The organism is Streptomyces sp. NPDC003042 (assembly GCF_053591315.1).
This window is the reverse complement of sequence record NZ_JBSFTP010000017.1, coordinates 26,452-45,406: the sequence shown is the minus strand read 5'-3', so window position 1 is coordinate 45,406 and position 18,955 is coordinate 26,452. Positions and strand designations below refer to the sequence as shown.

Sequence of the window (18,955 nt, the reverse complement as noted above, 5' to 3'; positions counted from 1 at the left end):
TGGGCGCGAGTCACGGCGATTCATCTGGAGGATTCTCTTTCATGTCCATCACGTACTCCGACGTCGCGTACACCGCTGTCGCCACCGCCGAGAACGGCCGTGACGGCCGCGTCGCCACCAGCGACGGCAAGCTCGACGTCGTCGTCAACCCGCCGAAGGAGCTCGGTGGCAGCGGCGAGGGCACCAACCCGGAGCAGCTGTTCGCCGCCGGCTACAGCGCCTGCTTCCAGGGCGCCCTCACCGTCGCCGCCCGCAACGCGAAGATCGACGTCACCGGCTCCACCGTGACCGCCGAGGTCGGCATCGGCAAGAACGACGACGGTTTCGGCATCATCGTCAAGATCTCCGCCAGCATCCCGACGGTGGACGCCGCCACCGCCAAGGACCTGATCGAGCAGGCCCACCAGATCTGCCCGTACTCCAAGGCGACCAACGGCAACATCACGGTCGAGCTGGCCGTCTGATCCCGCCGCACGCCCGCGAAGGCCGCACCCCGCGATGGGGTGCGGCCTTCGCCCGTAAGCTGGTGCCATGCGTGATCTTGCAGGGGGATTCCGGTACTTGCTGGCCGGACAGCGATGGGTGTTCCAGCACGGCCGCTGGCTGGGCTTCGGCCTGCTGCCCGGCCTCGTATCGCTGGTGCTGTACGCCGGCGCGCTGTTCGGCCTCTTTCACGGCGCCGACGAGTTCACCGCCTGGGCGACGCCCTTCGCCTCGGACTGGTCCGCGCCGTGGCTCGGGCTGTTCCGGGGCTTCCTGACCGCCCTCGTCCTCGGCCTCGGGCTCTTCCTCGCGGTGATCACCTTCACCGCGGTGACCCTGCTGGTCGGCCAGCCGTTCTACGAGTCCCTCTCGGAGCAGGTCGACCGGAGCGTGGGCGGCGATGTCCCCGAGTCGGGGCGCTCGCTCCTGGCTGACCTGTGGATCTCCGCCCGGGACAGCCTGCGGCTGCTGGTACGGGTGCTGATCTGCGGGATCCTGCTGTTCGGGCTCGGCTTCATCCCGGTGTTCGGGCAGACCGTGGTCCCGGTGATCGGGTTCTGCGTCTCGGGCTTCTTCCTCACCCAGGAGCTCACCTCCGTGGCCCTCCAGCGCCGCCGGGTGGACCTGGACAAGCAGCTGACGCTGCTGCGGAGCCGTCGCCTGCTGGCCCTCGGCTTCGGAGTGCCGCTGGTGCTGGTGTTCCTGATCCCGCTGGTCGCGGTGTTCCTGATGCCGGGCGCGGTGGCGGGGGCCACTCTGATGGCCCGGGACCTGGTCGGGGCCGATCCGGCCGCCGACGAGAACGCCGCGGGCGCGCAGCCGCAGCCGCAGCCGCAGCCGCAGCGGGCCGAGGGTTTCGGCCCCCCGCCGGTCTACTGATCGCGGCGCCAGGGCCTCGTCACCGTCCCGCTCGCCGCAGCAGCGTGATCGCTCCGGCGGTGTCCTCGCCCCCGTGCGCGGCGGGGTCGGCGTCCAGCCGCTCCCGCATCAGGTCCAGGTACGGGGTGATCAGTTCGGCGCTGACGCCCTGCGCCTCGGCGGTCCGCAGCAGGGTCCCGCTGGCCGCGACCTGCATGGCCAGGTTGGACTCCACCCCGCCGGTGAAGTCCCCCGAGGCGAGCCGGTCGGCGGCGATCCCGACGAAGAAGCCCATCGCGCCCAGCCACTCGGACAGCAGCGGCGCGAGGTCCTTGGGGGAGATGTCCTCGCCCTCGATCAGCGCGAAGGCGTGCGAGATGCCGCCGAACAGTCCGTACATCGCGCTCAGCAGCGCCACGTCGTGCAGGGCCGCGTGGCCCGGGTCCTCGCCGACGAACCGCGCCGCGGCCGGGACCTCCAACACCGTCCGGTGGGTTTCGAACAGGCCGCGGGAGCCGCTGTAGAAGACGTACGCGCCGGTCTCCGGGGCGCCGATCATCGACGGGGTGCCCATGATTCCGGCGTCCACGAACCGGGCCCCGCGCGTCTCGGCCCAGGCGGCCCGCGCCCGGCCCTCGGCGGGCGTGCCGGTGGTGAGGTTGACCAGGTCCTTGCCGGTCAGGTCGACGCCGTCCAGAGTGGAGCCGATGGTGGCGTCGTCGAGCAGGCACAGGACGATCAGGCTGTTCGCGGCGACGGCTCCGGCGGGGCTCGCGGCGACGGCCGCCCCTTCGGCGGCCAGCGCCTCGGCCTTGGCGGCGGTGCGGTTCCAGACGGTCAGGGGATGCCCGGCGGCGAGCCAGGTGCGGGCGAGGGCGGTGCCCATGGCGCCGAGTCCGAGGAGGGTGAGCGGGCGGTGCGTCGTGTCGTTGTCGTTCATGAGGACGAGCCTGGTGGCAGGCGGTCGAACGCTCAAGTACGTACCTTGGAGTGGGTGCTTACCCTGAGGTGAGCGAGCAGGTGGGAGGGGTGCGCGATGGCGTTGACACGAAGGCCCGGGGCGGATCACTGCGGGATCGCCGCGGCGATGTCCGTGATCGACGGAAAGTGGAAGGTGTCGCTGCTGTGGGAGCTGGAGCAGCGCCCGCGTCGTTTCGGCGAGTTGCGGCGGCTGGTCCCGGGGGTTTCGGAGAAGGTGCTCGCCGCGCAGCTGCGGGAGCTGGAGACGGACGGCATGGTCCACCGTGAGGTCTACGACGAGGTCCCGCCGCGTGTGGAGTACTCCCTGACCCCGCTCGGCCAGGGCCTGAACGCCGCTCTGGAGGCCCTGGGGGAGTGGGGCACCAAGAACCTCCTCCCGGACGCCTCCCGGGTCGCCGCCTCCGCCTGACCGTCCCTCAGGCCTCCACGGGCACCTCGGCCGGCACCTCCACCGTCACCACGGCCGCGCCGAGGTGGTCCGCCTCGGCCAGCAGGACGCCGCCCGGCGCCCACACGGCCGACCCGCCGCAGCCCGTCCACGGGCCCGCCGGGCCGACGTGGTTGGCGAGGACCACGTAGAGGCCGTGCTCCTTCGCGATCCCGGGGTAGACCGTCGCGCGCTCGGTGATGCCGTCGCCCGTCCCGTACAGGGAGGAGGCGAGGTGCACCCGGCAGCCGTCGGCCGCGGCCCGGCCGGTCAGGTCCGGGAAGTGGTTGTCGTAGCAGACGCCCAGCGAGAAGCGGATGCCGCCGAGGGTGAAGCGTCCGTCCGTCCCGCCCGGGGCGAAGGCGCCCCGCTCGTGCCGGTAGAGGTGCTGTTTGGCGTACGTCGTCACGTGCGCGCCGTCCGCGTCGTAGACCAGCGTCGCGATGGCGGGCAGCGGCCCGTCGGCGCGCAGCGCGACGTTGAGGGCGACGGCCGTCCCGGCGGCGCGGAGCCGGTCCAGGCGCGGGTCCTCGGCGTCGTCGATCCACAGGCTGGGATCGGCGGCGAGCGCCTCCAACTCGTATCCGGTGAGGGTGAACTCGGGGAACACGACCAGTCCGGCGCCCTGTTCACGGGCCCGGGCGGCGAGGGCGGCGGCCTGCGCGGTGTTGGCGGCGACGTCGGCGGGGACGCAGGTGAACTGCGCGGCGGCGATCTTCATGGCGTCCAGGATGCCCGCCCGCCCCTCAGGGCGTGTCAGGGCCCCGCAGCAAGGTCAGGAAGGAGCGGAACGCGGCGGGCATGTCCACCGATTCGGGGGCGAGCAGCCACTGGTACTGGAGGCCGTCCATTACCGCCGTCAGCAGCGGAGCGGCCTGTTCCGGGGTCAGGCCCGACGGGAGGCGGTCGCCGAACTCGGCGCGCAGGACGGCGGCCATCTCGCCGCGCACCTGGGCGTAGCGCCGTGTGAAGAACTCCCGCGCCGGGTGGCCGTCGGTGACGCTCTCGCCCAGCAGCGCCGAGAAGGTCTGCACGATGCCCGGCCGCATGGCGTTGTAGTCCACCAGCGAGGCGAGCAGGTCCAGGCGCCAGGTGTCGGCCGAGGCGCGCGAGCCGCCGCCCGTGTCCCAGCGGTCGCGTTCCTCCAGGACCGCGACCAGCAGCGCCTCCTTGGTGGGGAAGTAGTGCAGCAGCCCCTGCTGGGTCAGGCCCACGCGCTCGGCGACGGAGTTCAGGGACGCGCCCCGGTAGCCGCGCTCCGCGATCACCTCGACCGCCGCGCGCAGGATCTCCCCGCGGCGCTCCTCGCTCCTCGCCCTGGCCATCGCCCCACCGTACGACATTCGGATATCACGAATAGATCACGAACCCTACCGCTCTACAGGGAACCGGTCCACGATGGGGCCACCGCACCCCGCACCACCCGCACCCGACGAGGAGGCACGGCCGTGACCGATGCCGATCAAGCCCGCAGCAACGCCGTGGAAGCCGCACTGGACAAGCTCGATCTCGACACCAAGACCCGCCTCCTGGCCGGCCAGGACATGTGGTCCCTGCCCGCCGTCCCCGAGATCGGGCTGGGGTCGCTGGTCATGTCCGACGGCCCCATCGGCGTCCGCGGCGTGCGCTGGAGCGCCGACGACCCGTCCGTCGCGCTGCCCTCCCCGACCGCGCTCGCCGCCGCCTGGGACCCCGCGCTCGCCCGCCGGGCCGGCAGGCTGCTCGCCCAGGAGGCGCGCCGCAAGGGCGTCCACGTCCTCCTCGCCCCCACCGTCAACCTGCACCGCTCTCCGCTCGGCGGACGGCACTTCGAGTGCTACTCCGAGGACCCGTACCTCACCGGCGCCATCGGCAGCGGCTACGTGAACGGCGTCCAGGACGGCGGCGTCGCCACCACGGTCAAGCACTTCGTCGGCAACGACGCGGAGACCGAGCGCTTCACCGTCGACTGCGTCATCGCCCCGCGCCCGCTGCGCGAGCTGTACCTGGCGCCCTTCGAGGCCATCGTCGCGAACGCCCACCCCTGGGGCATCATGACCGCCTACAACCGGGTCAACGGCACGACCATGACCGAGCACCACCACCTGGTGAACGAAGTCCTGCGCGGCGAATGGGGCTTCGACGGATTCAACGTCTCCGACTGGATGGCCGCCCGCTCCACCACCGGCGGCATCGAAGGCGGCCTCGACGTGGCCATGCCCGGCCCCACCACCGTCTACGGGCCCGCCCTCGCCGAGGCCGTCCGGTCCGGCGAGGTCCCCGAGTCCGTCGTCGACGGGGCCGTACGGAGCGTCCTGCGGCTCGCCGCCCGCGTGGGCCTCCTGGAGGGCGCCCCCGCCGTCGTCGCCGAGCCCCCGGCCGCCGTCGACGGACAGGCCCTGGCCCGCGAACTCGCCGCCCGCGGCTTCGTCCTGGTCCGCAACGAGACGGTGTCCGACGAAACTCCCGCCCTGCCGCTCGACGTCACCGCCGGGCGCACCGTCGCCCTGATCGGCGCCGCCGCCCGCGACGCCCGCGTCCTCGGCGGCGGCTCCGCCACCGTCTTCCCCGAGCGGGTGGTCTCCCCGCTCGACGGCCTCACCGCCGTGCTCCCGGCCGGGGCCCTGACCTTCGCCGTCGGCGCCGACCCGAGCGAGGAACTCGGCTCCGCCGACCAGGGCTTCGAGCTGCGCGCCGTCTGCCGCGACGCCTCCGGCGCCGTCCTCGGCGAAGGCAGCCTGCCGAGCGGACAGGTGCAGTGGATCGGCGAGGACCTGCCCGCCGGAGCCTCGTACGAGACGATGGCGAGCATCGAGGTCACCGGCACGTTCCTGCCGCGCGAGAGCGGCGAGCACGCCTTCGGCACCCGCGGGCTCGGCGCCTTCACCCTCGCCGTCGGCGGGCGGACCCTGTGGGACGGCGTCCAGCTGATGGGCGACGAGGCCGACCCCTTCGAGGCCTTCTTCGGCGCCCCCAGCGAGCGCGCCCGGGCCGCCCTGACCGAGGGCGAGCCGGTGGAGGTGTCCCTGACCTACCAGGTCCCGGACATGAGCACGCTGCCGCTCAAGGCCGTCATGTTCTCGCTGCTCCACCTCGGCCCCCGGCGCGACCCCGACGAACTGATCGCGGAGGCCGTGGCGGCCGCCCGCGCCGCCGACACCGCCGTCGTGGTCGTCGCCACCACCGAGCGCGTGGAGTCCGAGGGCTTCGACCGGGGCGACCTCACCCTGCCGGGCCGGCAGGACGACCTCGTACGCGCCGTCGCCGCCGTCAACCCGAACACCGTGGTCGTCGTCAACGCGGGCTCCCCGGTGGAGCTGCCGTGGCGCGAGGAGGTGGCCGCGGTCCTGCTGACCTGGTTCCCCGGGCAGGAGGGCGGGGCCGCGCTGGCCGACGTACTCCTCGGGGACGCGGAGCCGGGCGGGCGGCTGCCCACGACCTGGCCCGCGCGGTTCGCCGACGCGCCCGTCACCGAGGTCGCGCCCACCGCGGGGCGCCTGGAGTACCGCGAGGGCCTCTTCATCGGCTACCGGGCCTACGAGAAGCACGACGTCACCCCCGCCTTCCCCTTCGGGCACGGCCTCGGCTACACCCAGTGGGCCTACGAGTCCCTGGAGGCCACCGCCGACACCGTCAGGGTCCGCCTCACCAACACCGGCGCCCGGCCCGGCCGCGAGGTCGTCCAGATCTACCTGGCTCCCGTCCAAGACCCCGTGGAGCGCCCGGCGAGCTGGCTGGCCGGCTTCGCGGGCGTCGAGGCGGGCCCCGGCGAGAGCGTGGAGGCCGAGATCGCCCTGTCCGCCCGTGCCTTCGAGATCTGGGACGAGGACGCGCGGGGCTGGCGGCGGATCGGCGGCACGTACGAGGTCCGCGCGAGCCGCTCGTACGCCGACACGCGGCTGACGGCCACGCTCGACCTGGCGTGAGCACGGGGGTGGAACGACGCCGCGACACGCCGTAGCGCGGTCATGGCCGGAAATCACCCTGCCGCGGTCCTGAGAACCGGACCGGGGGCGGACCCTGACACCGCCCCCGGTCCCCTCCGCGTCAACGCGGCGGGTCGACCGAGGTCACCTGGCGGTGCGCCAGTTCCGCCAGCCGCGCCTGCCCGTCCTTGCCCGGATGGAACCAGTCCCAGCGGCTCAACTGCTCCGCCGCGAAGGGGTACTGGAACACCGCGCCGCCGTCGTAGCGGCACAGCGGGTCCCGCGCGCAGACCTCGCGCAGCACCTCGTTGTACTCGACCACCCGCGCCCGCACCTGCTCCCGGCGGGCCGTGGCCCCCGCCGTGGCCGACAGCGGCTCGGCCAGCATGGACTGGCAGATGCCCAGCCTCCAGACCTGCCGCACCATCGGGCTGTCCTTGCCCTGCTCCCACAGCCGCTGAAGGTCCGGCACGGAGGACACGTACACCTGCGAGGAAGGCGACGCGGCCCGCAGCTCCTTGAGGGAGCGTTCGAAGTCCGACCGGAACTGCGCGACCGGTGTCATCGAGGAAGCCGTCGGACGGCAGGCGTCGTTCGAGCCCACCATGACCGTGACCAGGCCGGGCTTGTGTCCGGCCGCCGCCGCCAGCTGACCCGGCAGGTCCGCCATGCGGGAGCCGGTCACGGCGTAGTTCCAGCTGTGCGTGGGCACCGCGGTGTCCCCGAGCAGCCGGGCGGCGAGCGAACGGACGACCGGGTCGCTCCCCGTGGCCCAGGAGGCCTCCGGGCAGTCCGCCAGCACCGAACAGGCGTCGAAGCCACGGGTGATGGAGTCGCCGACGGCGGCGATCGAGGCGGGCGCCGTGTTCCAGCGCGGCGCGGCCTGGGCTCCCCGCTCCCCTTCGGCCGCCGGCCTGCCGGTGTCACAGCCTGTGACCGCCGCGGCCAGGAGGGCCACCGCCGCGCCCGCTCCCGCGAAAGTCCGGCGCGGGCCGCGCCGCGGAGCGGTGGTGCGCATCGGTCGGTCCCTCCTTCGTCGCCCCACGTCCTTATGGGGGCGTCCTGCTGAGTGAATGCTCTGTGTTTACCTGGCTTTGGAGCGACGGTACGTCACACCATGACCCCTGGCGCACGGTAGCTTTTTCCCGTGGCGTTTCGGCCGCCAGTGCCGTTGCGCAATGTCAAATAATTTCCGTTACATTACATCACGTCACATACTGTCCGTTTTCTGGAGTTTATTCCCGACCTCGTCCCACACTGGAGGTCCCGGTGACGACACGTGGAGTTCTGTACGTGCATTCCGCACCGCGCGCGCTCTGCCCGCATGTGGAATGGGCTGTTGCGGGCGTGCTCGGGGTGCGGGTGAACCTCGACTGGATCAGGCAGCCCGCCTCCCCCGGCACCTGGAGAGCCGAGTTCTCCTGGCAGGCCGAGGCGGGTACCGCCTCGAAACTCGCCTCGGCCCTGCGCGGCTGGCACCTGCTCCGTTTCGAAGTGACCGCCGAACCCTGCCCGACCGCCGAGGGCGAGCGCTACAGCTCCACCCCGGAGCTCGGCATCTTCCACGCCGTCACCGGCATGCACGGCGACATCCTGATCCCCGAGGACCGGCTGCGCGCCGCCCTCGCCCGGTCGGCCGGCGGTGAGACCGACCTGGAAGCCGAGATCGCCAAACTGCTCGGCAAACCCTGGGACGACGAGCTGGAACCCTTCCGCTACGCGGGCGAGGGCGCCCCGGTCCGCTGGCTCCACCAAGTGGTCTGACCGCCGGCCCAACGTAGAAGGCCCACCCGGAATCACCCGGGTGGGCCTTCTGCGGTGTTCAAACGACGAACGCCGCAACCATCAATTGAGCAACCACAGCGGCGAGCAACCAGCTCCGCGAGAGCGGCGCCGGGTTAGGCGCACTAGACAGTACGGAAGGCCAGCGTCACGTTGTGGCCGCCGAAACCGAAGGAGTTGTTGATCGCCGAGATCGGGCCGTCGACGCGCAGCTTGCGCGGCTCGCCGCGCACGATGTCCGCGTCGATGTCGTCGTCCAGCTCGTCGATGTTGATCGTCGGCGGGGCGATCCGGTGGTACAGCGCCAGCACGGTCGCCACGGTCTCGATACCGCCCGCGCCGCCCAGCAGGTGACCGGTCATCGACTTGGTCGCGGAGATCGCGATGTGGTCGAGGTCGTCGCCCAGGACCTTGCGCAGGGCCTTCAGCTCGGCCGTGTCGCCCTGCGGGGTCGAGGTGGCGTGCGCGTTCAGGTGGACCAGCTCGGACGGGTCGAGCTTCGTGTTGTCGAGCAGGTTCTGCACGGCGGCCGCGACACCGCGGCCCGTCGGCTCCGGCTGCGCGATGTGGTGGCTGTCCGCGGACAGACCCTGGCCCAGCACCTCGCAGTAGACCCGGGCGCCGCGCGCGGCGGCGTGCTCGGCGGACTCCAGGATCACGACGCCCGCGCCCTCGCCGAGGACGAAGCCGTCACGGCCCTTGTCGTACGGGCGGGAGGCCCGGGTCGGGTTCTCGTTGTTCTTGGACATCGCCATCATGTTGGCGAACGCGGCGATCGGCAGCGGGTGGATCGCCGCCTCGGTGCCGCCCGCGACGACCACGTCGGCACGGCCGGTACGGATCATCTCGACCGCGTAGCCGATGGCCTCGGCGCCCGACGCGCACGCGCTGACCGGCGTGTGCACACCGGCGCGGGCGTTGACCTCCAGGCCGACGTTGGCCGAGGGGCCGTTCGGCATGAGCATGGGGACGGTGTGCGGGGAGACCCGGCGCACACCCTTTTCCTTCAGTACGTCGTACTGGTCGAGCAGAGTGGTGACGCCGCCGATGCCGGAGGCGATCACGGTGCCCAGGCGCTCGGGGACGATCGATTCGTCCTCACCGGCCGGGGCGGTGTAGCCGGCGTCCGCCCAGGCCTCACGGGCCGCGATGACGGCGAACTGCGCGGACCGGTCGAGCTTGCGGGACAGCGGGCGGGGAAGTACCTCGCTCGGGTCCACGGCGGCCTGCGCGGCGATGCGGACCGGCAGTTCGGCGAAGCGCTCGCCCTCCAGGGGCGAGACGCCGGACCGGCCGGCGAGCAGACCTTCCCAGGTCGAAGCGCTGTCGCCACCCAGCGGAGTGGTTGCGCCGATACCGGTGACGACCACAGTGCGATTGGTCGGGCTCACAGGAATTCTTTCTCCACGTCTAAGGGGGTGCTGAATTGTCACGGCGCCACCGCCAGGTGGCGACAAACGCTCGTCAGGCTCAGGCCTTCTGGTTCTTCAGGATGTAGTCCGCGGCGTCGCCGACCGTCTTGAGGTTCTTGACGTCCTCGTCCGGGATCTTGACGTCGAAGCGCTCTTCAGCGGCGACGACGACCTCGACCATGGACAGGGAGTCGACGTCGAGGTCGTCGGTGAACGACTTCTCGATCTGGACGTCCTCGACCGGGATGCCGGCGATCTCGTTGACGATGTCCGCGAGACCGGCGACGATCTCTTCCTGCGTGGCGGCCATGTGGCGCTCCTTCTCTAGCTGAATGGGTTGATCAGGGCGGGAACGGATCCCGGCCCTAGGGGAGGGTAACGACCGTGGCGGCGTAGACGAGCCCCGCCCCGAAGCCGATGACGAGCGCGGTGTCGCCGCTCTTCGCCGCTCCGGTCGCCAGGAGCCGCTCCATGGCGAGCGGAATCGAGGCGGCCGACGTGTTGCCGGTGGTTTCCACGTCACGGGCGACCGCGACGTGTTCCGGCAGCTTCAGAGTCTTCACCATCGAGTCGATGATCCGCATGTTCGCCTGGTGCGGAATGAAAACGTCCAGGTCGTCCACGGTGATCCCGGCGGCGTCGAGCGCCTGCTGGGCCACCTTGGCCATCTCGAAGACGGCCCAGCGGAAGACCGCCTGACCCTCCTGCGTGATGGCCGGGAACTTCTCTCCGGAGTCCTTGCCGAGGTACTCGTCCCACGGCACGGTCTGCTTGATGGTCTCGGCCTTGTCGCCCTCCGAACCCCACACCGTGGGGCCGATGGCCGGCTCGTCCGAGGGGCCGACGACCACGGCGCCGGCGCCGTCGCCGAAGAGGAAGGCCGTCGCGCGGTCTTCCAGGTCGGTCAGGTCCGAGAGCCGCTCGACACCGATGACGAGGACGTACTGCGCCGACCCCTCGACCACCATGCCCTTGGCCAGGGTCAGGCCGTAACCGAAACCGGCGCAGCCCGCGGAGATGTCGAACGCCGCCGGCTTCACCGCGCCGACCCGGTGCGCGATCTCGGTCGCGATGGCCGGGGTCTGCTTGAAGTGCGAGACCGTGGAGACGATCACGGCGCCGATCTGCTCCGGGACGATCCCGGCATCGGCCAGCGCCTTGCCCGAGGCCTCCACCGACATCGCGGCGACCGTCTCCTCGGGCGAGGCCCAGTGGCGGGACGCGATACCGGAGCGGGAGCGGATCCACTCGTCGGACGAGTCGATCGTCTCCAGGATGACCTCATTGGGCACCACCCGGATCGGACGGTAGCCACCGACGCCGAGGATGCGGGCGTACGGGGAGCCCTTGGCCGGTTTGATCTTGGACATGCTGTGTGGGCTCCTTCTCTCAGGCCGTCTGCTCGGCGACGAGCGCGGCGACCTTGTCGAGGTCGTCCGGAGTCTTGAGGGCCACGCTGGGCACGCCCTTCAGAGCACGCTTGGCCAGCCCCGTCAGGGTGCCGCCCGGGCAGAGCTCGACGATCCCGGTGACGCCCAGCTCGGCGAACGTCTCCATGCACAGGTCCCAGCGGACCGGGTTCGCGACCTGGCCGACCAGGCGGGCGACGACGTCGGCGCCCGTGGTGACGACGTGGCCGTCCCTGTTCGATACGTACTTCAGGGCCGGGTCGGCCGGGGCGAGGGCCTGAGCGGCCTTCTCCAGCGCGGCGACCGCGGGTGCCATGTGGTGCGTGTGGAACGCGCCCGCGACCTTGAGGGCGACGACCTTGATGGAACCTTCGGGCTTCTCGGCCTCCAGAGCGGCGATCTGCTCCATGGTGCCGGCGGCCACGATCTGGCCCGCCCCGTTGATGTTCGCCGGGGTCAGACCCAGCTTCTCCAGATGCGCGACGACCACGTCGGGGTCACCGCCGAGGATCGCGGCCATGCCGGTCTCCGTGACGGCGGCGGCCTCGGCCATGCCCAGCCCGCGCGTGCGGACGAAGGACAGCGCGTCGGAGTCGGACAGGACGCCGGCGTACGCGGCGGCCGTGATCTCGCCGACGCTGTGGCCCGCGACGGCGCCGAAGGCCGTAACGCCGTTCTGGGTGAGCGCGGCTGCGGACAGCAGACCCGCTGCCACCAGCAGCGGCTGTGCGACGGCCGTGTCGCGGATCTCGTCCGCGTCGGCCTTCGTGCCGTAGTGGGCAAGGTCGAGCCCGATGGCGTCCGACCACCCCGCGACGCGGTCAGCGGCGCCGGGGAGTTCGAGCCAGGGAGTCAGGAAGCCGGGCGTCTGAGCGCCTTGGCCGGGAGCGACGAGTACGAGCACCCTCACACTCTCTCTTGTGGATGGTCTCCGCCGCCCGTGGGGACAGGGACGAAGAACCGCTGGGGTAATTGTTGATGTCCGACAAAAGTCTAGGACTGCGGATCTCCGGCGGCCAGACGCCCCAGAATCAGGGCGATCCGTAGCGTGAACGCGGAACGGACATCGGAGGGCGACCATCCGGTGACGTCGGTCACACGTCGGAGCCGGTAGCGCACCGTGTTGGGGTGCACGAACAGCATCCGCGCGGCCCCCTCCAGACTGCTCGCCTGCTCCAGGTAGACACTCAGCGTCTCCAGCAACGCCGAGCCGGCCTCCTCCAGCGGTCTGTAGATCTCCTCCACCAACTGATCCCTCGCCGAGGGATCCGACGCGATCGCTCGCTCGGGCAGGAGATCGTCCGCCAGCACGGGCCGCGGCGCGTCCTGCCACGCGGTACAGGCCTTCAGACCGGCCGCCGCCGCCTGCGCCGACTTCGTCGCGTTCAGCAGGTCCGGGACGACCGGGCCCGCCACCACCGGACCGGCCGCGAAGGGCCCGATCAGGGACTTCGCGACCCGCATCGGATTGTCACTGCCGCCCGCGATCACCACAAGGCGGTCGCCCAGCACGCCGGTGAGCACCTGGAGCTTGTGATGCCGGGCAGCGCGCCGGATCGCCTCGACCGTCAGCTCGCTGTCCCCGTCCGGGGCGGTGCCCAGGACGACGCACACGTGCTCCGGCGAATTCCAGCCAAGCGCCGCGGCCCGCGACAGCGCGCCCTCGTCGGCCTCGCCCGAGAGCACCGCGTTCACGACGAGGGACTCCAGCCGGGCGTCCCACGCTCCGCGCGCCTCCGCGGCCTGGGCGTAGACCTGGGCGGTGGCGAAGGCGATCTCGCGGGCGTACACCAGTAGCGCCTCGCGCAGGATCGACTCGTCGCCGGGAGCCGCCACCTCGTCGATCGCGGTCTCCATGACCTCGATCGTGGTACGGACCATCTCGACGGTCTGGCGCAAAGTGATCGCCCGGGTCAGCTCACGCGGAGCCGTCCCGAAGACGTCGGTGGAGATAGCCTGCGGGGTCTCGGGATGCCGGAACCACTCCGTGAAGGCGGCGATGCCGGCCTGGGCGACCAGTCCGATCCACGAGCGGTTCTCCGGCGGCATCGCCCGGTACCACGGCAGGGTCGCGTCCATGCGCGCGATGGCGTTGGCGGCGAGCCGGCCGGACGACTTCTCCAGGCGGCGCAGTGTCGCGGTGTGTGGGTGGGCCGGATGCCCAGGGCCGGGACGGGTCTCGGGGGAAAGCTCACGTTCGGGTTGGGGCACAGGACAAGACTGCCTTATCGGCGCCCCGGCGCGGACTCCGGTCTCCGGCCGGTGTCATCCCCGGGGGCTACCGTGGCCCCCATGATTGATGTACGCCGCGCCGCCGACCGGTACGAGGCCGGGGATCCGGGCGCCGGGATCATCACCCGGCACGCCTTCTCCTTCGGGTCCTTCTACGACCCGGACAACATCCGCTTCGGCCCGGTGCTGGCCTGCAACGAGGAGACCCTCGCGCCCGGTGCGGGCTTCGGCGAGCACCCCCACAGCCACACCGAGATCGTCACCTGGGTGGTGGAGGGCGAGCTCACCCACCAGGACAGCACCACCGGCCACACCGGCGTCGTCCGGCCCGGCGACATCCAGCGGCTCGGCGCCGGATCCGGGGCGCGACACGTCGAGCGCAACGACGCCGAGCGGCCGCTGAGGTTCGTACAGATGTGGCTCGCGCCGCTCAGCGCCGACGGGGATCCCTCGTACGAGCTGGTCCGAGGCCTCGCGGACGGTTCCCCGTACGAGGTCCCGGCGGCGGGCGCGGTGCTCCACGTCCGGCGCCCGGGCGCCGGCGAGCGGGTCCCCGTACCGGAGGCGGAGCGGGTCTACCTGCACGTCGTGCGGGGAGACCTGCGGCTCGACGGACAGGAACTGGGACCCGGGGACGCGGCGCGGATCACGGCCGAGAAGGGCCTGGAGATCGTCGCCGGATCCCCGGGGGAACTGCTGATCTGGGAACTGCCCGCCTAAGGGCCAGCCCTTAGCTAGCACGTGCGGAGTTCGGCCAGGACCGCGTCCGTGAAGGGGGTCCAGGCTTCCACGGCCCACGGCCCGAAGGGGCGGTCCGTCAGCGCCACGCACGCGGCGCGGGCGTCGGGGTCGACCCACAGGAAGGTGCCGGCCTGGCCGAAGTGCCCGAAGGTACGCGGCGAGGACGTGGTGCCCGTCCAGTGCGGGGACTTGCCGTCGCGGATCTCCAGGCCGAGTCCCCAGTCGTTGGGGGACTGGTGCCCGTAGCCGGGCAGGACGCCCTTGAGGCCCGGGTGCACCACCGAGGTGGCCTCCGCGACCGTCCGCACGTCCAGGAGCCGGGGCGCCTGGAGCTCGGCCGCGAAACGCACCAGGTCGGCGACGGTGGAGACGCCGTCCTTGGCGGGCGAGCCCTCCAGGGAACTCGACGTCATGCCCAGCGGCTCGAACACCGCCTGGTGCAGGTACTCGGCGAAGGGGATCCCGGTGGCCTTCGCGAGATGGTCGGCGAGCACCTCGAAACCGGCGTTGGAGTACAGCCGGCGCTGCCCGGGGCCGAAGCTCACCCGGTGCTCGTCGAAGGCCAGGCCGCTGGTGTGCGCGAGCAGGTGGCGCACCGTCGACCCCTCCGGGCCGGCCGGTTCGTCCAGCTCGACCGCGCCTTCCTCGTACGCGACGAGCACGGCGTACGCGGTGAGCGGCTTGGTGACCGAGGCCAGCGGGAAGCGGTGGTCGACCGGCCCGTGCGAGCCGGCCAGGCTCCCGTCGGCGCGCACGACGGCCGCCGCGGCGGTGGGTACCGGCCAGGTCTCGATGGTCCGCAGGCTTTCCATGCTGTTGACGGGCTCCAGGCTCTCCATGGGGCCGAGCCTACTTGCTTGGAGTGCGCTCCAAGGTTTTAGCGTGGGGCCATGAGCCTGACGCAGACGCGGTACACGATCAGCGAGGTCGAGGCCCGGACCGGTCTGACGCAGCACACGCTGCGCTGGTACGAGCGGATCGGCCTGATGCCGCACGTCGACCGCTCCCACTCGGGCCAGCGGCGGTTCAGCGACCGGGACCTGAACTGGCTGTCCTTCGTGGGCAAGCTGCGCGCCACCGGGATGTCGGTGGCGGACATGGTCCGGTACGCCGAACTGGTCCGCGAGGGCGAGCACACCGTCGAACAGCGCCGTGAGCTGCTGGAACGCACCCGTAGCGAGGTGCGGGCACGGATGGCGGAACTGACGGACGCGCTCGCCGTATTGGACTTCAAGATCGAAATGTACGAGCAGTGCACGGGTACGGGTACAGGGAAGGCACAGCCATGACGGAGCACGGCACCACCATCGAGCGGGTCGAACTGGGCAAGGGCGGGCCGGTCGTCGGTGTCCAGGGCCTCGGCTGCATGGGCATGAGCGAGTTCTACGGGGACACGGACGAGGTGGTGGCCCGCGCGACCCTCGACGCGGCGCTGGCCGCCGGCGTCACCCTCTTCGACACGGCGGACGTCTACGGGCGCGGTGCCAACGAGGAGTTCCTCGCTCCCTTCGTCGCCGCCCACCGAGACGAGATCACCCTGGCGACGAAGTTCGCCATCGAGCGCACCGACGACCTCCACTACCGGGGCGTCCGCAACGACCGGGCGTACGTCCGCCAGGCCGTCGAGGGCAGCCTGCGGCGGCTCGGCACGGACGTGATCGACCTCTACTACATGCACCGCCGCGACCCGGCCGTGCCGTTCACCGAGTCGGTGGGCGCCATGGCCGAGCTGGTGCGCGAGGGGAAGGTGCGCCACCTCGGACTCAGCGAGGTCACCGGGGCCGAACTGCGCGAGGCGCACGCGGTGCACCCCATCGCGGCGCTCCAGTCGGAGTGGTCGTTGTTCAGCCGGGACGTGGAGCGCAGCGCTGTCGGCGCGGCGGCGGAGCTGGGCGTGGCCGTGGCGGCGTACTCCCCGCTCGGGCGCGGCTTCCTGACGGGCGCCTTCGCGGATGCCTCCGCGGACCTGTCGGCCGGTGACTTCCGCCAGTACCAGCCCCGGTTCACCGGGGACAACGCCAGGAGCAACGCGGCGCTGTTGGCCCCCGTCCGGGAGATCGCGGCCGCGCACGGAGCCACCCTCGCGCAGATCGCGCTGGCCTGGGTGCAGCAGCGGTCGGCGGTCCACGGCCTGACGGTGGTCCCGATCCCCGGGACCCGCAAGCCGGGACGCCTCGCGGAGAACACCGCCGCGACCCGGATCACCCTGACGGACGCGGAGCTGGCCCTGCTGGAACCGATCGCCGCCGGGGTGGCGGGGGACCGCTACCCGGACATGAGCTCCACCTCGGTGGCCCGCGAGGGCTAGGGGGTGTTTCCCGGATCTCCGTGGGAGAAGGAGCGGGGTCTGGTGCGTGCGATCGCAAGGCGCCGGAGTGTCCTAGTAGCGGAGCTACTCGGGCATTTCGGCAACGCGGCTGGGGGTCCCCCCGGACGGAGTCTGGGGGAGTGCGTGCCAGGGCCCGCGACGCCGCGGAGATCCGGGAAGCACCCCCTAGGGGCTACCGCGGCTCGGGGGCGAAGCGGTCGCACAGGGCCGCGTACTCGGCGTCCGTCAGCAGGCCCGCGCTGTGCAGCTCGGTGAGGTGCCGCAGCCGGTCCCCCGAGCCGGACCGGGCCGCCGGGACCGAGGCGGTGGAAGAGGCCGCCCGGGGCAGCGGCAGCGGTAGCGAGGCGACCGGCGTGCGGCCGCGCAGGGCCGCGAGGACGGTCGCGGCGAAGGGCAGCGACTCGTGCACCGCCCCGTACCCCACGCCGAACACGGCGGCCGCCAGATCGTGGTCCGGCCTGGCCTCCCCGGCGTCGTCGTGGGGCAGCAGCCGCAGGTGGCCGCCGCCGGGGCGGTCCGGGGAGCACCACTCCAGCCCGGAGAGGGCGGCCAGCGGGTAACGCTGGTCGCCCGCCTTCCACTTGGTGCTGGTGGCGCCCGTACGGGACCACTGGAACCCGACCGCCGAGCCGTCGAAGCTCACCTTCGCGTCGTACGCCTTGAGCTGGACCGGCGGCTCCGAGACCTCGACGAGGAACCGTCCGGCGGGCTCGCCCGCTCCGGAGCCCAGCCGCTCGCGCAGCGTGTCCGCGAAGGCGGCGGCGTGCGGCGCCCGGTCTCCCGGCAGGACCAGGCGGTACGGGTCGCAGGCCTCCTTCAGCTGCCCGGCGGCAGCCTCCATCAGCGGATCCGCGCCCGGCCGCGGCACGGCACGCAGGATCACCGTGTCCCGCCGGCCTGCGGTCACGGTCACCCCGGACAACGCTTCCAGGGGGATCCGGCGCGTGCCCAGCGCGTTCCAGAGCCGTGGCGTTCGCATCCCCCGTGCGAAGCGGATGAGCACCGAGTCCGAGTCGAACTCCCAGACGGCATGATTTCCGGCCAGTACGTCACCCATGTCGCACATGGTAAAGGGACGCGCCCCCGCGCGTCCCCCTCGTGCCCCAAGCCGTTCCCGCGGGCCATTACGCGTGTCAGCCCGTGTCAGCCCGGGTCTGTCCCCGTCAGTCACCGTCTGTGCCGGAAATTTCGCTTCGGCAGTCGTCGGTGCCGCTCGCGCAGGCGACGGAACCGAACGCGCCGGTTCCGATCGCGGCGAAGTTGTCCAGCGAGGCCGTCCCTGGCTGGAAATAGCCGGTGTGACTCCTGGCTCCGGCCGAGGACAGCAGCCGCGCGCCGAACTCGGGTGACACCGGGTCCGCCCCGTGGCCCAGCCCGCCGAACTCCAGGTGCGGTACGTCCTCGATCCAGTCCCCGTCGTCGCGCGTCGCCCACACCCGCGCGGAAGTGCCCAGCTCGGCGGCGTTCCCGGCGCGCATGCCGGGGCTGCCCGCCACGACGATGTCCGTGACCCGCTCCGGCAGCCCGCGCGCGGCCACCCCGCACACCACCGACCCGTAGCTGTGGCAGAACAGCGCCACGCCCGCCTTCCCGGGCAGGGCCGCGGTCAGCGACTCCAGGCGTACGGCGCCCAGTACGGCCAGCCTGCCCGTGGCGGCGTCCATGCCGACCCCGGTGGGCGCGGTGTACCCGGCCCAGGCGATGACCGCCGTCCCGCCGTCCGGGCTGCCGGCGCGCTGGGCCTCGTACAGGGACTGCGCCATGCCGACGGGGGCGGTGAGGCGGCGCTGGGTGCGCTCGAAGGTCAGCGCGTCGGTGTCGACGCCGGGCACGACCACCGAGACCCGGCGGGCCCGGTCGAGGTCGCCGAAGACCTCGGCGACGAGGGCGCCGCCGGTGGGGTCGAAGGCGAGGATCTGCCGGCCGGGTTCGGCGAGGGACGCGAAGCGGTGGGCGCGCCGGGTGGCCGTGGTGCGGTCGGCCGGGGCCAGGGACACGTCCCGGCCGCGGGCCTGCTCGACCTGCTCGGCCTGTTCCAGGGAGCGCCGGTTCGCCCGGTAGCGGGTCTGGGCGGGGACCCCGTCGAGGTTTCCGACCACGAGCGGGTAGCCGTCGGCGAGCCGGGCCCGCTGGGCGCCGTCGAGGCCGGCGAAGAAGCGGGCCACCGTCCGTACGGGGGCGTCGGCGGGGGGCAGGGCCCGGCCGTCGATCCGGGCCACGGCCCACGCGGCGAGCGCGGCGGCCCGGGGCGGGGTTCCGGTCTCGGGGCGGTGCACGGCGGTCCAGCCGGTGGTCGCCAGGAGAAGGAAGACGATGCCGAGCGCGAGCAGGGCCCGCGCGGGGGCGCCGTGGGGGACGGGGTGGGCGAGGCCGGGCAGTTTCACTGGGGCCAGCCT

The 18,955-nt window shown here is 72.3% G+C and carries 20 protein-coding genes; 8 read left to right on the top strand and 12 right to left on the bottom strand.

Annotated features, from left to right (window positions below; translation table 11 throughout):
* The first annotated feature begins 41 nt into the window (after nucleotides 1-41).
* Together ACWDYJ_RS12410 and ACWDYJ_RS12405 are read left to right on the top strand one after the other, a co-directional pair.
* Nucleotides 42-464, top strand: coding sequence for an organic hydroperoxide resistance protein (locus ACWDYJ_RS12410; protein WP_451565463.1), 423 nt, complete (start codon nucleotides 42-44; stop codon nucleotides 462-464).
* A gap of 67 nt (nucleotides 465-531) precedes the next feature.
* The gene (locus ACWDYJ_RS12405) at nucleotides 532-1,362 is read left to right on the top strand and encodes an EI24 domain-containing protein (protein ID WP_451565462.1); all 831 of its coding nucleotides are present in this window, start codon (nucleotides 532-534) and stop codon (nucleotides 1,360-1,362) included.
* 19 nt (nucleotides 1,363-1,381) lie between these two features.
* Here the strand turns inward: ACWDYJ_RS12405 and ACWDYJ_RS12400 are convergent, their stop codons facing one another.
* Nucleotides 1,382-2,281 carry an NAD(P)-dependent oxidoreductase gene (locus ACWDYJ_RS12400; protein ID WP_451565461.1) on the bottom strand — a complete coding sequence of 300 codons (900 nt, stop codon included), beginning with the start codon at nucleotides 2,279-2,281 and terminating at the stop codon, nucleotides 1,382-1,384.
* Between the two features lie 96 nt (nucleotides 2,282-2,377).
* Between ACWDYJ_RS12400 and ACWDYJ_RS12395 the strand changes: the two genes are divergently transcribed.
* Nucleotides 2,378-2,731: a winged helix-turn-helix transcriptional regulator gene (locus ACWDYJ_RS12395; RefSeq protein WP_451565460.1), complete on the top strand. Its 354-nt coding sequence runs from the start codon at nucleotides 2,378-2,380 to the stop codon at nucleotides 2,729-2,731.
* Between the two features lie 7 nt (nucleotides 2,732-2,738).
* Here ACWDYJ_RS12395 and ACWDYJ_RS12390 read toward each other — a convergent pair whose 3' ends face one another.
* On the bottom strand, nucleotides 2,739-3,470 hold the full coding sequence (locus tag ACWDYJ_RS12390; protein ID WP_451565459.1) for a carbon-nitrogen hydrolase family protein: 732 nt from the start codon (nucleotides 3,468-3,470) through the stop codon (nucleotides 2,739-2,741).
* A 25-nt stretch (nucleotides 3,471-3,495) separates the two neighbouring features.
* Entirely contained in the window at nucleotides 3,496-4,074 is a 579-nt protein-coding gene (locus ACWDYJ_RS12385) for a TetR/AcrR family transcriptional regulator (RefSeq protein ID WP_451565458.1), read from the bottom strand.
* Nucleotides 4,075-4,197: 123 nt separating this feature from the next.
* Between ACWDYJ_RS12385 and ACWDYJ_RS12380 the strand changes: the two genes are divergently transcribed.
* Nucleotides 4,198-6,654 carry a glycoside hydrolase family 3 protein gene (locus ACWDYJ_RS12380; RefSeq protein ID WP_451565457.1) on the top strand — a complete coding sequence of 819 codons (2,457 nt, stop codon included), beginning with the start codon at nucleotides 4,198-4,200 and terminating at the stop codon, nucleotides 6,652-6,654.
* A 121-nt stretch (nucleotides 6,655-6,775) separates the two neighbouring features.
* Here ACWDYJ_RS12380 and ACWDYJ_RS12375 read toward each other — a convergent pair whose 3' ends face one another.
* Nucleotides 6,776-7,672 (bottom strand): SGNH/GDSL hydrolase family protein, encoded by an 897-nt coding sequence (locus ACWDYJ_RS12375; protein WP_451565456.1) that lies wholly within the window; start codon nucleotides 7,670-7,672, stop codon nucleotides 6,776-6,778.
* A 251-nt stretch (nucleotides 7,673-7,923) separates the two neighbouring features.
* Here ACWDYJ_RS12375 and ACWDYJ_RS12370 point away from each other — a divergent pair, with 251 nt between their 5' ends.
* Entirely contained in the window at nucleotides 7,924-8,418 is a 495-nt protein-coding gene (locus tag ACWDYJ_RS12370; protein WP_134075368.1) for a DUF3145 domain-containing protein, read from the top strand.
* 143 nt (nucleotides 8,419-8,561) lie between these two features.
* Here the strand turns inward: ACWDYJ_RS12370 and fabF are convergent, their stop codons facing one another.
* The 5 genes from fabF to ACWDYJ_RS12345 form a co-directional block, all read right to left on the bottom strand.
* Complete coding sequence (gene fabF, locus ACWDYJ_RS12365) at nucleotides 8,562-9,827, bottom strand: beta-ketoacyl-ACP synthase II (protein ID WP_451565455.1); 1,266 nt, start codon at nucleotides 9,825-9,827, stop codon at nucleotides 8,562-8,564.
* A gap of 79 nt (nucleotides 9,828-9,906) precedes the next feature.
* Nucleotides 9,907-10,158, bottom strand: a complete 252-nt coding sequence (locus tag ACWDYJ_RS12360; protein ID WP_451565454.1) for an acyl carrier protein — start codon at nucleotides 10,156-10,158, stop codon at nucleotides 9,907-9,909.
* Nucleotides 10,159-10,213: 55 nt separating this feature from the next.
* Nucleotides 10,214-11,218 carry a beta-ketoacyl-ACP synthase 3 gene (locus ACWDYJ_RS12355; protein WP_451565453.1) on the bottom strand — a complete coding sequence of 335 codons (1,005 nt, stop codon included), beginning with the start codon at nucleotides 11,216-11,218 and terminating at the stop codon, nucleotides 10,214-10,216.
* 19 nt (nucleotides 11,219-11,237) lie between these two features.
* The gene (locus tag ACWDYJ_RS12350) at nucleotides 11,238-12,161 is read right to left on the bottom strand and encodes an ACP S-malonyltransferase (RefSeq protein WP_451565452.1); all 924 of its coding nucleotides are present in this window, start codon (nucleotides 12,159-12,161) and stop codon (nucleotides 11,238-11,240) included.
* 89 nt (nucleotides 12,162-12,250) lie between these two features.
* The gene (locus tag ACWDYJ_RS12345; protein ID WP_451565451.1) at nucleotides 12,251-13,468 is read right to left on the bottom strand and encodes a PucR family transcriptional regulator; all 1,218 of its coding nucleotides are present in this window, start codon (nucleotides 13,466-13,468) and stop codon (nucleotides 12,251-12,253) included.
* An 81-nt stretch (nucleotides 13,469-13,549) separates the two neighbouring features.
* On the opposite strand from ACWDYJ_RS12345, the gene ACWDYJ_RS12340 reads away from it, so the two are divergent.
* Entirely contained in the window at nucleotides 13,550-14,209 is a 660-nt protein-coding gene (locus tag ACWDYJ_RS12340; RefSeq protein ID WP_451565450.1) for a pirin family protein, read from the top strand.
* A 14-nt stretch (nucleotides 14,210-14,223) separates the two neighbouring features.
* Here the strand turns inward: ACWDYJ_RS12340 and ACWDYJ_RS12335 are convergent, their stop codons facing one another.
* On the bottom strand, nucleotides 14,224-15,042 hold the full coding sequence (locus tag ACWDYJ_RS12335; RefSeq protein WP_451565514.1) for a serine hydrolase domain-containing protein: 819 nt from the start codon (nucleotides 15,040-15,042) through the stop codon (nucleotides 14,224-14,226).
* Nucleotides 15,043-15,120: 78 nt separating this feature from the next.
* On the opposite strand from ACWDYJ_RS12335, the gene ACWDYJ_RS12330 reads away from it, so the two are divergent.
* On the top strand, nucleotides 15,121-15,519 hold the full coding sequence (locus ACWDYJ_RS12330) for a MerR family transcriptional regulator (protein ID WP_451565449.1): 399 nt from the start codon (nucleotides 15,121-15,123) through the stop codon (nucleotides 15,517-15,519).
* Complete coding sequence (locus ACWDYJ_RS12325; RefSeq protein WP_451565448.1) at nucleotides 15,516-16,538, top strand: aldo/keto reductase; 1,023 nt, start codon at nucleotides 15,516-15,518, stop codon at nucleotides 16,536-16,538. The genes ACWDYJ_RS12330 and ACWDYJ_RS12325 overlap by 4 nt, the downstream gene beginning before the upstream one ends.
* Nucleotides 16,539-16,731: 193 nt before the next feature.
* Here the strand turns inward: ACWDYJ_RS12325 and ACWDYJ_RS12320 are convergent, their stop codons facing one another.
* Together ACWDYJ_RS12320 and ACWDYJ_RS12315 are read right to left on the bottom strand one after the other, a co-directional pair.
* Nucleotides 16,732-17,616 carry a DUF4429 domain-containing protein gene (locus tag ACWDYJ_RS12320; protein ID WP_451565447.1) on the bottom strand — a complete coding sequence of 295 codons (885 nt, stop codon included), beginning with the start codon at nucleotides 17,614-17,616 and terminating at the stop codon, nucleotides 16,732-16,734.
* 106 nt (nucleotides 17,617-17,722) lie between these two features.
* Nucleotides 17,723-18,937 (bottom strand): alpha/beta hydrolase, encoded by a 1,215-nt coding sequence (locus ACWDYJ_RS12315; protein WP_451565513.1) that lies wholly within the window; start codon nucleotides 18,935-18,937, stop codon nucleotides 17,723-17,725.
* Nucleotides 18,938-18,955 lie beyond the last annotated feature (18 nt).

Coding starts and splice junctions, on each gene's coding strand:
- ACWDYJ_RS12405 (WP_451565462.1), top strand. CDS start 532: ATGCGTGATCTTGCAGGGGGATTCCGGTACTTGCTGGCCGGACAGCGA.
- ACWDYJ_RS12410 (WP_451565463.1), top strand. CDS start 42: ATGTCCATCACGTACTCCGACGTCGCGTACACCGCTGTCGCCACCGCC.
- ACWDYJ_RS12335 (WP_451565514.1), bottom strand. CDS start 15,042: ATGGAAAGCCTGCGGACCATCGAGACCTGGCCGGTACCCACCGCCGCG.
- ACWDYJ_RS12375 (WP_451565456.1), bottom strand. CDS start 7,672: ATGCGCACCACCGCTCCGCGGCGCGGCCCGCGCCGGACTTTCGCGGGA.
- ACWDYJ_RS12360 (WP_451565454.1), bottom strand. CDS start 10,158: ATGGCCGCCACGCAGGAAGAGATCGTCGCCGGTCTCGCGGACATCGTC.
- ACWDYJ_RS12400 (WP_451565461.1), bottom strand. CDS start 2,281: ATGAACGACAACGACACGACGCACCGCCCGCTCACCCTCCTCGGACTC.
- ACWDYJ_RS12385 (WP_451565458.1), bottom strand. CDS start 4,074: ATGGCCAGGGCGAGGAGCGAGGAGCGCCGCGGGGAGATCCTGCGCGCG.
- ACWDYJ_RS12340 (WP_451565450.1), top strand. CDS start 13,550: ATGATTGATGTACGCCGCGCCGCCGACCGGTACGAGGCCGGGGATCCG.
- ACWDYJ_RS12330 (WP_451565449.1), top strand. CDS start 15,121: ATGAGCCTGACGCAGACGCGGTACACGATCAGCGAGGTCGAGGCCCGG.
- ACWDYJ_RS12390 (WP_451565459.1), bottom strand. CDS start 3,470: ATGAAGATCGCCGCCGCGCAGTTCACCTGCGTCCCCGCCGACGTCGCC.
- ACWDYJ_RS12320 (WP_451565447.1), bottom strand. CDS start 17,616: ATGGGTGACGTACTGGCCGGAAATCATGCCGTCTGGGAGTTCGACTCG.
- ACWDYJ_RS12355 (WP_451565453.1), bottom strand. CDS start 11,218: ATGTCCAAGATCAAACCGGCCAAGGGCTCCCCGTACGCCCGCATCCTC.
- ACWDYJ_RS12325 (WP_451565448.1), top strand. CDS start 15,516: ATGACGGAGCACGGCACCACCATCGAGCGGGTCGAACTGGGCAAGGGC.
- ACWDYJ_RS12395 (WP_451565460.1), top strand. CDS start 2,378: ATGGCGTTGACACGAAGGCCCGGGGCGGATCACTGCGGGATCGCCGCG.